A 12622-nucleotide genomic window follows, 5' to 3' on the forward strand; every position below is an offset into this window, starting at 1 on the left:
GGGGCCGGGGCCTGCCCGGCCCCTGCAGGCGCCTCCTACAGGCGCGGCTCCCAGCTGGCGCTGAGCAGGCGCCAGTCGCCGTCCTCCAGGCGCCAGCCGGTCTCCACCGAGTACAGGCGCGCAACCTCCGGCAGCAGGCCCCCGGAGCCGCCGGTGAGCGCAACCTCGAACGACACCGTGGCGTCGCGTTCGCGCAGCGCGACCTGCAGCGGGCCGGCCACGGTGGCGCCGACCTGGCGATGGCGCAGGAAGGCGAGCCGGGCGGTGCGCACGGCGCGCTCGCGATCCATGCCGCCGGGCCCGATGAAGTCCTCGGACAGGAGCCGCCGGATCGCCCCCGGCTCGCGCGCCTCGACCGCCTCCTGCAACGCCGCCACCTGCCCGCGCAAGGCCGTTTCCGGCGGCGTCCGCGAGCATGCCGCCAGCAGCAGGCCGGCACAGGCGGCAAGCGCCACGCGCTTCGCGATCCATGTCCCCATGGCCCCAGACTAAGCGCAAACCGGCGCGCCTGCGCGCCTTGCCGGCGCCATGGCGCTATGGTCCAATCGGTGAAGACCGTACGGTGCCGGACGCACCGTGTCCTGGAGGGAACGCATGCAGCACGAACGCCCCTGGCTGGCCCAGTACCCGGCCGGCGTCCCCGCGGAGATCGATCCCGACGCGTATCCGTCCGTGGTGGCGGTGCTCGAGGATGCCATCCAGCGCTTCCGCGACCGCCCGGCGTTCTCCAGCTTCGGCAAGGTGATCACCTATGCCGAGCTCGACGAGCTCAGCGCGCGCTTCGCCGCCTACCTGCTCGGCGAGCTCGAGCTCAAGCGCGGCGACCGCGTCGCGATCATGATGCCGAACTGCCTGCAGCACCCGATCGCGACCCACGGCATCCTGCGCGCCGGCCTGACCGTGGTGAACGTCAACCCGCTGTACACCGCGCGCGAGCTCGAGCACCAGCTGGTGGACTCGGGCACCAGCGCGATCGTGGTGCTCGACAACTTCGGCCACACCGTGCAGCAGGTGATCGGCCGTACCCGCGTGCGCCAGGCCATCACCACCGGGCTGGGCGACATGGTCGGCGGCGCCAAGGGCGCGATCATGAACTTCGTGCTCAAGCACGTGAAGAAGATGGTGCCGCGCTACGAGCTGCCGGGCGCGGTCCGCTTCGGCGAGGCGCTGGCGATCGGCGCGATGCAGCCGCGCCCCGAGGTCCGCATCGACGCCGAGGACACCGCCTTCCTGCAGTACACCGGCGGCACCACCGGCACCGCCAAGGGCGCGATGCTCACCCACCGCAACCTGGTCGCCAACATGGAGCAGGCCGCGGCCTGGGTCGGCGGCAACCTGCGCCCGGGCGAAGAGGTCATCATCACCGCGCTGCCGCTGTACCACATCTTCTCGTTGACGGCGAACGGCCTGGTGTTCACCAAGTTCGGCGGCCTCAACCACCTGATCACCAACCCGCGCGACATGAAGGGCTTCGTCAAGGAGCTCTCGAAGACCAGGTTCACCGCGATCACCGGCGTCAACACCCTGTTCAACGGCCTGCTCAACACCCCGGGCTTCGACCAGGTGGACTTCTCCTCGCTGCGCCTGACGCTGGGCGGCGGCATGGCGGTGCAGCGCGCGGTCGCCGAACGCTGGAAGAAGACCACCGGCTGCACCCTGGTCGAGGCCTATGGCCTGACCGAGACTTCGCCAGCGGCCTGCATCAACCCGATGGACCTGGCCGAGTACAACGGTTCGATCGGCCTGCCGATCCCGTCCACCGACGCCTGCATCAAGGACGAGGACGGCAACATGCTGCCGGTCGGCGAAGTCGGCGAGCTGTGCATCAAGGGCCCGCAGGTGATGAAGGGCTACTGGAACCGCCCGGAGGAAACCGCCGAGGCGATCGACGCCGATGGCTGGCTGCACACCGGCGACATGGCGCGCATGGACGAGAAGGGCTACTTCTACATCGTCGACCGCAAGAAGGACATGATCCTGGTGTCGGGCTTCAACGTGTACCCGAACGAGATCGAGGACGTGCTCGCCGGCATGCCCGGGATCCTCGAGGTCGCCGCCGTCGGCGTGCCCGACGAGAAGTCCGGCGAGGTGGTCAAGGTCGTGGTCGTGCGCAAGGACCCCAGCCTCACCGCCGAGCAGGTCAAGGCCTACGCGCGCGAGCAGCTCACCGGCTACAAGCGGCCGCACGTGGTGGAGTTCCGCAACGAGCTGCCCAAGACCAACGTCGGCAAGATCCTGCGCCGCGAGCTGCGCGACGAAGCCGCCGGCTGAGCCCCGGCGCGCCCCGCGGCGCGCCCCGTTCCGCTTCCGGGCGACCTTGCCCGGGTTTTCCCTTCCTGGAGCCCCACCCGCCCCGCGGGTGTAGCATCCGCGCGTGGAACCGTTTCCGCCGCGGTCCATGCCTCGTCCGGCGGCGACCTATCGAGGATTCGAGAAATGAACAACATCGAGAAGCTCCAGCGCACCCACTCCTTCCCCACCATCCGGGTGGAGGCCGACCCCGCCGGCACCGAGCACTGGCTGTACATGCACGCCGACGCCGCCAGCGGCGCCCGGCCGTGCTTCCGCACCACGCTGATGGACGACATGTGGAGCTACCTGACCTCCATCACCCTGCGCGAGTCGCAGCGGCGCCCGGGGCAGCTGCGCCACGTGGTGCTGGCGTCCGACGCCGACGCCTTCAACCTGGGCGGCGACCTGGAACTGTTCGCGCGCCTGATCCGTGCCGGGAACCGCGAGCAGCTGCTGGCCTACGCGCGCCGCTGCATCGAGGGCGTGCACGCGATCCACGGCTCGCTCGGGGGCGACGTGCGCACCATCGCGCTGGTCCAGGGCGACGCACTGGGCGGCGGCCTCGAGCTGGCGCTGGCCTGCCAGACCATCGTCGCCGAGGAAGGCGCGACCATGGGCCTGCCGGAGGTGCTGTTCGGCCTGTTCCCGGGCATGGGCGCCTACTCGTTCCTGTGCAAGCGCGTGCCCGCACAGCTGGCCGAGAAGATCATCCTCGAGGGCAACATGTTCACCGCCGAGGAGATGCACGCGATGGGCGTCGTGGACGTGCTCGTGCCCAGGGGCCAGGGCGAGGCCGCGGTGCGCGACCTGATCCGCCAGCAGCAGCGCAGCCCGGTGGCGCACCTGGCGCTCAACCAGGTCCGGCAGATCGCGCAGCCGGTCGGCTACGACGAGCTGATGGGGATCACCGAGGTCTGGGTGGACGCCGCGCTGGCCCTGGGGGACCGCTCGCTGCGGACCATGGAGCGCATCGTCAACGCGCAGAAGCGCCGCGCCGCGGCTGCTGCCTAGGGGACTCCGCGAACCGGGGGATGGGGACTAACCGCTCTCGCTTTCGTCCCGGGTGCCCTTGCCACGGGCGCGCGCGTCCAGCGCCGCGCGTCCCTCGGCCATGCGCTCGCGCAGGGCCGTCGCGCAGCGGCGCCACTCGCGGCTGAGCTGCCACTGCGGCAGGTGCAGCACCTCGCTGCTGGCCTCCACCACCCGCACCAGGCCGAGGTTGCCGGCCACGCCCTTGAGCGCGTGCGCCTGGTCCCGGGCCGCGTCCCACTGCCCGCGCTGGCAGGCCAGGTCCATCGCCTGCAGGCAGGCCTCGGCATCGCGCAGGCACTGGACCACGAACTGCTGCTCGAAGCTGCTCCCCATGCCCATGGCCGCCAGGTCGTCCAGCACCCGTGCGTCGAGCACGGAGCCGGGCGCCTGCGGGAAGGCCTGGGTCGCGGCCGGCTGCGGCGCCGTAGTCGGGGCACCGCTCCCGGTGGCGATGCCGGCCACGGTGTCCAGCAAGGTCGCGGCAACCACCGGCTTGGCCAGGAAGGCCTTGGCCCCGGCCTGGTTGCAGCGGTGGATGGCTTCCGGGGTGACGTCCGCGCTGAGCACCACCACCGGGGTGCGCTGTCCGCTGCCGGCCTCCATCACCCGCAGTTGCTTGAGCAGGTCCAGGCCGCTCAGGCCGGGCATGTGCAGGTCGCAGATCACCAGGTCGTAGGCGCTGACCTCGAGCGCGTCGAGCACGCCCTCCCCGGTCTCGACGCTGACCACCTTGTGCCCGGCCTTCTGCAGCAGCCGTTGCAGCACCATGCGGTTGGCCGCGTGGTCATCCGCCACCAGGACGGTGAGCGGGCGCACGCGCGCGCGATGGCGCAGGAACGGATCCCCGAACGCGATCACGTTGGGTGCGCCGGCCGCGGCGGTGGCCGGCGCGGCCGCGGGCGCGGCGCCGTCCGCCCCGGCGTCCTCGGCTTCCACCGGCTCGACCGGCAGTTCCACCCAGAAGCGGCTGCCGGCGTTCTCGGAGCTTTCGAAGCCGATGCTGCCGCCCATGGCCTCGGTCAGGCCCTTGGCGATGGTGGTGCCCAGCCCGGTCCCGCCATGGCGCCGCGACAGGCTGGCGTCGGCCTGTTCGAACGCCTCGAACAGCTTGGCGCGGGCCGATGCCGGGATCCCGATGCCGGTGTCCACGATGGTGAAGCGCAGCCGCACGCGCCCGCGCGCGTCGGTGGCCACGCGGGCGACCTCCAGCCGCACGGAGCCCTGGTCGGTGAACTTGACCGCGTTGCCGGCGAGGTTGAGCAGCACCTGCTGCAGGTGGCCGACGTCGCCGCGGAGCCGGTCGGGCACGTCGGCCGCGACCGACACGTCGTAGTCGATGCCCTTGGCGCGCACCGACGGCTGCAGGATCAGGCCGACGCCGCGCACCAGCTCGCCGAGCGAGAACTCGGCATGGTCCATGCGCAGCTTGCCGGCCTCGATCGCGGAGATGTCGAGCACGTCCTGCACCAGCGCCAGCAGCGAGCGCGCCGATGCCTGGATGGTCTCCAGGCACTCGCGCTGCTCGGCGTCGAGCCGGGTCGTCGCCAGCAGTTCGGACATGCCGACCAGGCCGTTGAGCGGGGTCCGGAACTCGTGGCTCATGTTGGCCAGGAAGCGGCTCTTGGCCTCGTTGGCGCGGCGCGCCTCCTCGGTGGCGCGGGTCAACGCGCGCAGCAGCCGCGACAGGTACATCGGCACCGCGACCAGGCCGACCAGCAGGCCCAGCCCGAGCGCCATGTTCTGCTGCCAGTAGGGGCTCGCCTGCAGCACCAGTCCGAAGCTGGCGCTGGCCATCGCCACCGCTCCGACCAGCCAGCGGTTGCCGAAGCGCAGGCCGTTGCCGACCGTGACCCACATGATGATCACGTACACCCAGGCCAGCGGCTCGCCGATCCGGATCATGGCCGCGGCCATCAGGCCGTAGTCCGAGACCATGCCGACGATGCGGCGCACGCGCGACACTCCCGGGCGCAGGAAGATCGCGGTGACCAGCGAGGTGCCGACCAGGAAGCCCGCCGCCACCATCAGCAGCACGTCGTGGTACGCCTCCTCCATGCCGCGCGGGCCGTGCAGCAGCATGTAGGCGAGCACCACGGCCAGCACCGCCAGCCGCACCAGCGCCTGCCCATGCTCGCTGTCGGGCCGCCCGGAGAAGCGCTGCCGCACCAGTGCGACGAGCTCGGTTGCCTTCACGCGTCCAGTCCCGGCTTGGTCCGGACCGAAGAATAACGCCGGCAGATCTCCTCGAGGCGTGGACGGTTGCGCGCCAGCGCGTCGACGCAGCGCGGGTCGAACAGCTTGCCGCTCTGCCCCTGCAGCCATTCCAGGGCCTCGTCCAGGCTCCAGGGCGCCTTGTACGGCCGGCTGGAGAGCAGCGCGTCGAGCACGTCGGCCACTGCCACGATGCGCGCCTCGAGCGGAATCTCATCGCCCTTGAGACCATCGGGGTAGCCGCTGCCGTCGTAGCGCTCGTGGTGGCGCAGCGCGATGGTCGCGCCCATCTGCACGAACCGGTTCTGGCTGCCGCTGAGCAGTTCGTGGCCGATGCGCGGATGCCGGCGCATCACCGCGACCTCGTCCTCGTCGAGCGGGCCCGGCTTCATCAGCACGGCGTCGGGGATGGCGATCTTGCCGATGTCGTGCAGCGGCGCCGCCAGCTCGATCATCCGCACCTCGTCCTCGAACATGCCGAGTTCCTCGGCGATCAGGCCGGCGAAGTGGGCCATGCGCTCGAGGAAGGCGCTGGTGCCCGCATCGCGGTACTCGATGGCGCGCGCCAGCCGCGACAGCGTCTCGCGCTCGCGCTCCTCGACCTCGTGCATGCTCGACAGCAGCCGCTGCTCCAGCGACAGCGCGCGCTGCTTCACCGATTCGGACTGCTGGCGCAGCTGCAGCAGGTTGCGGCAGCGGGCGCGCAGCTCGCGCGGGCGGATCGGCTTGACCAGGAAGTCGATGACCCCGGCGTCCAGCGCCGCCTGGCGCACCGGTTCGTCGCCGACCACCGTGACCAGCACGATCGGCACGTCGCGGTGGATCAGCGGCTTGCGGAAGCGGCGCGCGAACTCGAGCCCGTCCATGCCGGGCATGCGGTAGTCGAGCAGCAGCAGGTCCGGGCGGTTGTCCTCGCACCAGTCCAGCGCCGCCTGTGCCGCCTCGAAGTCGTGCACCTGCAGCTCCGGACCGATGTCCTCGAGGATGTGGCGCAGCATCGCGCGCGCGGATGTCTGGTCATCGACGATGACGATGTTCAAGGTCGGCCCCCTGTCCCCGTGGCGGTCGCCCCGCCATCCCTGCGCGGCCCGGCCGCCATGGTCGCTGCTGCCCCGGCGAGGGGCAAGCCCCCCGCCTTGCCGCGCCGGCGGGGGTTCAGCCAGCCCGTTCCCGGCAGGCCTGCCCTAGCCGGCCTGCTCCGGGCGCATGTACGGGAACAGCAGGACGTCCCGGATCGAGGCGGAGCCGGTCAGCAGCATCACCAGCCGGTCGATGCCCACGCCCAGGCCGCCGGTGGGCGGCATGCCGACCTCCAGCGCGCGGATGTAGTCGGCGTCGTAGTGCATGGCCTCGTCGTCGCCGCCCGCCTTGGCCTCGGCCTGGGCCCGGAAGCGCGCGGCCTGGTCCTCGGGATCGTTGAGCTCGGAGAAGCCGTTGGCCATCTCCTTGCCGCCGATGAACAGTTCGAAGCGGTCGGTGATGCCCGGCTCGGTGTCGGACTCGCGCGCCAGCGGCGAGACCTCCACCGGGTAGTGGGTGATGAAAGTCGGCTGCACCAGCGTGTGCTCGACCGTCTTCTCGAAGATCTCCAGCAGCAGCTTGCCCCATCCGTACCCCGGCTTCACGTGGATGCCGAGCTTCACGCAATGCGCGGCGAGCGCGTCGCGGTCGCGGCAGTCGGCGGCGGTGATCCCCGGGTTAAGCTCGCGCACCGCTTCCTCCAGCTTCCAGCGGCGGAAGCGCGGGCCCAGGTCGATGGCGCGGCCTTCCCACTGCAGCGACGTGGTACCGAGCACTTCCCTGGCCACGTCCCGGATCAGTCCTTCGGTCAGGTCCATGACGTCCTCGTACGTGGCGTAGGCCTCGTACAGCTCGAGCATGGTGAACTCGGGGTTGTGGCGGGTGCTGACGCCTTCGTTGCGGAAGTTGCGGTTGATCTCGTAGACGCGCTCGAAGCCGCCGACCACCAGCCGCTTGAGGTACAGCTCCGGCGCCACGCGCAGGAACAGGTCCAGGTCGAGCGCGTTGTGGTGGGTGGTGAAAGGCTTCGCGGTGGCGCCGCCGGCGAGGTAATGCATCATCGGCGTTTCGACCTCGAGGAAGCGCCGCGCGTCGAGCCAGCGCCGGATCGCCGCCACGATCCGCGAACGTTGCACGAACACCTCGCGCGCCTCGGGGCTCACGATCAGGTCCACGTAGCGCTGGCGGTAGCGCTGCTCGACGTCGGCCAGGCCGTGCCACTTGTCCGGCAGCGGCCGCAGCGACTTGACCAGCAGGCGCAGGCTGTCGGCCTTGACCGACAGCTCGCCTGTCTTGGTGCGCATCAGGGTGCCGGTGGCGGCGACGATGTCGCCGATGTCCCAGCCCTTGAACGCCTGGTAGGCGTCGCCGAGCGCGTCGCGCTGCAGGAACAACTGGATGCGCCCGCTCACGTCCTGCACCTGTGCGAACGCGGCCTTGCCCATGACCCGCTTGGCCATCAGCCGCCCGGCCAGGGCGACGGTGCGGCCCTCGGCCTCCAGCGCCTCGCCGGTCCAGCGTTCCGCGTCGGCGTACTCGGCCTGCAGGTCGCCGGCATGGTCTACCCGCCGGAAGTCGTTCGGGAACGCGATGCCCTGCCCGCGCAGCGCCGCCAGCTTGGCGCGGCGTTCGGCAATCAGGTGGTTCTCGTCGCCTTCGGTCATGTCTGGTCCCCGATCGTGGGAGCGGCGCAAGCCGCGATCACGCATCCACCCGCTTCGCGCCCGCTTCCAGCCCGGCCTTCAGGCTGGCCTCGATGAACTCGTCGAGGTCGCCGTCGAGCACGTTCTGCGTGTCGGAGCGCTCGACCCCGGTGCGCAGGTCCTTGATCCGCGACTGGTCGAGCACGTAGTTGCGGATCTGGCTGCCCCAGCCGATGTCGGACTTGGTGGCCTCCAACGCGTTCTTCTCGGCGTTGCGCTTCTGTACTTCCAGCTCGTACAGCTTGGCCGCAAGCATCTTCATCGCGCGGTCGCGGTTGGCGTGCTGGCTGCGCTCGGTCTGGCAGGCGACGACCACGCCGGTCGGCACGTGGGTGATGCGCACCGCCGACTCGGTCTTGTTGACGTGCTGGCCGCCGGCGCCGGACGAGCGGTAGACGTCGGTCTTGAGGTCGGCCGGGTTGATGTCGATCTCGATGCTGTCGTCCACCTCCGGCGACACGAACACCGAGGTGAAGCTGGTGTGCCGGCGGTTGTCCGAGTCGAACGGCGACTTGCGCACCAGCCGGTGCACCCCGATCTCGGTCTTGAGCCAGCCGTAGGCGTAATCGCCGTCCACGCGGAAGGTCGCCGACTTGATCCCGGCGACGTCGCCGCCGCTGACTTCCAGCAGCTCGGTCTTCCAGCCGCGGGACTCGGCCCAGCGCAGGTACATGCGCAGCAGCATCTCGGCCCAGTCCTGGGCCTCGGTGCCGCCGGCGCCGGCCTGGATGTCCACGAACGCGGGGCGCGCGTCCATCTCGCCGGAGAACATGCGATGGAACTCGAGCTGGTCCACGCCGCGCGCGTAGCGCTCGACGTCGGCGGCGACCGCGTCGGCGGTCTCCTGGTCGTCCTCGGCCTCGGCCAGGTCGAGCAGTTCGGCGGCCCCCGCCAGACCCTCGGTCAGTTCGCGGATGCCGGTGACGGTCTTGTCCAGGGTCGAGCGCTCGCGGCCCAGCGCCTGCGCGCGTTCGGCGTCGTTCCAGATGTCCGGGTTCTCGAGTTCCCGGTTGACTTCCTCGAGGCGCTCTACGCGTGCCTCGTAGTCAAAGATACCCCCTGAGCGCATCCAGCCGTTCCCGGAGGTCGGCGATGCGCTGGCGCACGGGATTCAGTTCCATAGGTGTGCGGTAATGCGTTGAAAGGCCCGCGATTCTATCAGGCGGGGGTGGTGGCCGGCGCGCCTTCGCGGTGGACGACCACGAGCTGGAAGGCGTCGCCGCCGCGGTAGCCGTCGGGCTCCAGGCGGAAGGCGATGCGCACGCGGCCCTGCGCCGGTTCGCCGGCGCCGCCGAAGTGGATCGCGTCGAGGCGGCGGCCGTGCGCGGACAACTCCAGCTTGAGATGGCGTTCGCCGACCACGCGCGTGCGCACGACCTCGAACTCGCCGTCGAACAGCGGCTCCGGATAGCCCTGCCCCCACGGCCCGCCGTCGCGCAACAGGCACGCGTGGTGGGCATCGAACTCGTGCGGCTGCAGTTCGCCGTCGCTCAGGATCTCCGGCGCGAACAGCGCCGGATCCACCAGGCGCGCGGCCTCGCGCGCCAGCGCCTCGCGGAACGCCGGCAGGTCCTCGCGCGCGAGCGTCAGCCCCGCGGCCATGGCGTGGCCGCCGAAGCGCGCGACCAGGCCGGGGTTGGCCGCGTCCACCGCGGCCAGCAGGTCGCGCACGTGCACGCCGGCGACCGAGCGCGCCGAGCCGCGCAGCATCGCGGCGCCGGGCTCGGCCGGGGCGAACGCGAGTGCCGGGCGGTGCACGCGCTCCTTGATCCGCGAGGCGACCAGGCCGACCACGCCCGGATGCCAGTCGTCGTCGAACAGGCAGGGCACCATCGGCAGCTCGCCGGCGAGGTCGAGCCGCGCCAGCGCCCGCTCGGCCTGGTCGACCATCTGCTGCTGCAGGCCGCGGCGCTCGACGTTGATCGCATGCAGCGCCGAGGCCAGCGTGCGCGCGTGCCGGGGGTCGTCGCTGAGCAGGCACTCGATGCCGACGGCCATGTCCTCGAGGCGACCGGCGGCGTTGATGCGCGGCGCGATCGCGAATCCGATGTCGGAGGCAGTGAGCGTGCGCTCGTCGCGGCCGGCGACCTCGACAAGGGCACGCAGGCCGGCGCAGGCCTGGCCGGCGCGCAGCCGCCGCAGTCCAGCGGCGACCAGCGCGCGGTTGTTGGCATCCAGCGGCACCAGGTCGGCGACCGTGCCGACCGCCACCAGGTCCAGGAGCGACGACAGGTCGGCGGCGCCGCGCGGATCGCCGGCCCGCCGGAACCACGCGCGCAGCGCGAGCAGCAGGTAGAACACCACCCCGACCCCGGCCAGCGCCTTGCTCGGGAAGCCGTCGCCGGGCAGGTTCGGGTTCACGATCGCGTCGGCGGGCGGCAACGTGGCGCCGGGAAGGTGGTGGTCGGTGACCAGCACCTGCCAGCCGCGTGCCCTGGCGGCGGCGATGCCGGCATGGCAGGCGATGCCGTGGTCCACCGTGAGCAGCAGCGACGGCTGCAGCGACGCGAGTTCGTCGACCAGCGCCGGCGACAGGCCGTAGCCGTGCACGGCGCGGTTGGGCACCGCATGCAGCACGTTGCCGGCGCCGAGCAGGCGCAGGCCGCGCACGGCCACCGCGCAGGCGGTGGCGCCGTCGCAGTCGAAGTCGCCGACGACCAGGATGCGGCGGCCCTGCTCCATGGCGGACGCCAGCAGCGCCACCGCGTCCGCGAGTCCGGACAGCGCGTCGGGCGCGTGCAGCTGCGCGAGCCGCGGATGCGCGTCCGCGAGGCAGGTCGCGCCGCGGGCCGCGTGCAGGCGCCGCAACAGCGGCGGCAGGTCGCCCCAGTCGCCGCCATCGCAGGCGACCGCTTCCCGCCGCCTGATCACCGCGCCGCTGGTTCCCGTGGGAGCGGCGGAAGCCGCCCAAAATCCGAAGCCGGCGCACGCCAGACCCGCCAACGATGCTTGCGAAGCAACAAGCACCCCGCCCCATCCTGGAAATCCAGTCGCAATTCGCGCAATGCCCCGCCGCGCAGGGCCTCGGCCGCTGGCGCCAGCCATCGCGCATGCAGGGCATCGGTGTCGCGCGCGTCGCGCAGGTCCACGAGCACGTCCTCCTCCGGCGGCTCGAAGCCGTTGCCGCGTGGCTCCTGTCGCAGCCCGGCGCGCAGTGCCAGCGCCCGCAACAGCGCGTCGCCACCGCGCACTCGCGCCACGGACGCGGCGACCCGGTCCGGGAGCACGCCCCCGCCCCAGAACCACAGCGAGTTCACCGGCGGCTGGCCGGCTGCCACCCGCCGCTCGTTCCACGGATGGGTGTGCAGGACCACCTGCGCTTCGCTGATCAGCGTGCGCCAGCGTCGCACCGCCGCGTCGCGGGCGGGATCGGTGCCGACCAGGGTGTCGAACAGGTCGCTGCCGAGCGCCTCCTCCGGATCCGGAAACGACGGCAGCGCGGTGCCTTCCGGCAGGCGCAGGTACCAGCGCGAGGGATCCGGCGCGTCGATCGGGAAGCCGGCATCGCCGAACAGCATGCGCAGCGCGGGCAGCAGGGCTTCGGCATCCTCGCGCGCGAGCCGCAGGCCCTCGCCCACCGCGAACAGGCGCGCACCATTGATGTCCGGACGCACCCAGGCCGGGTCGGCGCGCAGCCAGCGGCCGCCGGCATCGCCGGGCGCGTCCACGCCACGGGTCAGCGCCGCCGCGGGCCAGCCGCGCGGCAGCAGTTCGAAGTGCCGTTGCAACTGCGCGCGTTCGCCGGGCTCGCCGGGCGGCAGCGCGTCGGCGCGCCCGATCGCGCGCGCGAGCGACGGCGACAGCGACGCGCCCGCGACGCGGCGGCGCGCGGGCAGCAGCAGGATGGCGGCGGGAGCCATCGCGGGCCGGCGCTCAGCCTACGTAGCTGACCGAGACGATCTCGTACTCGCGCTGCCCGGCAGGCGCGTCGATGGTGACTTCGTCGCCCTCGTGCTTGCCGATCAGCGCGCGCGCCACCGGCGACGAGATCGCGATCATGCCGAGCTTGATGTCGGCCTCGAGGTCGCCGACGATCTGGTAGGTCTTCTCTTCGCCGGTCTCGGCGTCGGCGAGCACGACGGTGGCGCCGAACACGACCTTGTCGCCGGCGTCGAGCCTTGAGACGTCGATGACCTGCGCGTTCGAGAGCTCGCCCTCGAGCTGCTTGATGCGGCCCTCGATGAAGCCCTGCTGCTCGCGCGCGGCGTGGTACTCGGCGTTCTCCTTGAGGTCGCCGTGGGCGCGCGCCTCGGCGATCGCCTGGATCACCGCCGGCCGCTTGTTCGACTTGAGGTCGTCGAGTTCGGCGCGCAGGCGCTGCGCGCCCTTGGTGGTCAATGGTGCTTGCATGTCGTTCCTGTGGG

Annotated in this window: 10 protein-coding genes; 2 read left to right on the plus strand and 8 right to left on the minus strand. The window is 71.7% G+C overall.

What is annotated here, in order from left to right; translation table 11 throughout:
* Positions 1–35: 35 nt before the first annotated feature.
* The gene (locus E4F25_RS02890; RefSeq protein ID WP_140908744.1) at positions 36–479 is read right to left on the minus strand and encodes a nuclear transport factor 2 family protein; all 444 of its coding nucleotides are present in this window, start codon (positions 477–479) and stop codon (positions 36–38) included.
* Positions 480–594: 115 nt separating this feature from the next.
* Here E4F25_RS02890 and E4F25_RS02895 point away from each other — a divergent pair, with 115 nt between their 5' ends.
* Positions 595–2271, plus strand: a complete 1677-nt coding sequence (locus E4F25_RS02895; RefSeq protein ID WP_140908745.1) for a long-chain fatty acid--CoA ligase — start codon at positions 595–597, stop codon at positions 2269–2271.
* Positions 2272–2436: 165 nt separating this feature from the next.
* Complete coding sequence (locus E4F25_RS02900) at positions 2437–3303, plus strand: crotonase/enoyl-CoA hydratase family protein (protein ID WP_140908746.1); 867 nt, start codon at positions 2437–2439, stop codon at positions 3301–3303.
* Positions 3304–3330: 27 nt separating this feature from the next.
* Here the strand turns inward: E4F25_RS02900 and E4F25_RS02905 are convergent, their stop codons facing one another.
* The 7 genes from E4F25_RS02905 to greA all read right to left on the minus strand — a co-directional run bounded on the left by E4F25_RS02905 (position 3331) and on the right by greA (position 12596).
* The gene (locus E4F25_RS02905) at positions 3331–5517 is read right to left on the minus strand and encodes an ATP-binding protein (RefSeq protein WP_246069719.1); all 2187 of its coding nucleotides are present in this window, start codon (positions 5515–5517) and stop codon (positions 3331–3333) included.
* A complete protein-coding gene (locus E4F25_RS02910; RefSeq protein WP_140908747.1) occupies positions 5514–6575 on the minus strand; it encodes a response regulator in 1062 nt (353 codons plus the stop codon). The genes E4F25_RS02905 and E4F25_RS02910 overlap by 4 nt, the downstream gene beginning before the upstream one ends.
* Positions 6576–6719: 144 nt before the next feature.
* On the minus strand, positions 6720–8219 hold the full coding sequence (lysS, locus tag E4F25_RS02915) for a lysine--tRNA ligase (protein ID WP_140908748.1): 1500 nt from the start codon (positions 8217–8219) through the stop codon (positions 6720–6722).
* Between the two features lie 37 nt (positions 8220–8256).
* Positions 8257–9379, minus strand: a protein-coding gene (gene prfB / locus E4F25_RS02920) for a peptide chain release factor 2 (RefSeq protein ID WP_140908749.1) whose coding sequence is annotated in 2 segments (ribosomal slippage) — positions 8257–9306 and positions 9308–9379 — 1122 coding nt in all. Because the reading frame shifts where the segments join, the coding sequence is not laid out codon by codon here.
* Positions 9380–9416: 37 nt separating this feature from the next.
* Positions 9417–11129 carry a single-stranded-DNA-specific exonuclease RecJ gene (gene recJ, locus E4F25_RS02925; protein ID WP_140908750.1) on the minus strand — a complete coding sequence of 571 codons (1713 nt, stop codon included), beginning with the start codon at positions 11127–11129 and terminating at the stop codon, positions 9417–9419.
* The gene (locus tag E4F25_RS02930) at positions 11126–12118 is read right to left on the minus strand and encodes a phosphoglycerate mutase (protein ID WP_140908751.1); all 993 of its coding nucleotides are present in this window, start codon (positions 12116–12118) and stop codon (positions 11126–11128) included. Before E4F25_RS02930 ends, recJ begins: the two co-directional genes overlap by 4 nt.
* Positions 12119–12131: 13 nt before the next feature.
* Positions 12132–12596: a transcription elongation factor GreA gene (gene greA / locus E4F25_RS02935; RefSeq protein ID WP_181168277.1), complete on the minus strand. Its 465-nt coding sequence runs from the start codon at positions 12594–12596 to the stop codon at positions 12132–12134.
* Positions 12597–12622 lie beyond the last annotated feature (26 nt).

This window comes from Cognatiluteimonas lumbrici (assembly GCF_006476065.1).
In the GTDB taxonomy this organism is placed as follows: Bacteria; Pseudomonadota; Gammaproteobacteria; order Xanthomonadales; family Xanthomonadaceae; genus Cognatiluteimonas; species Cognatiluteimonas lumbrici.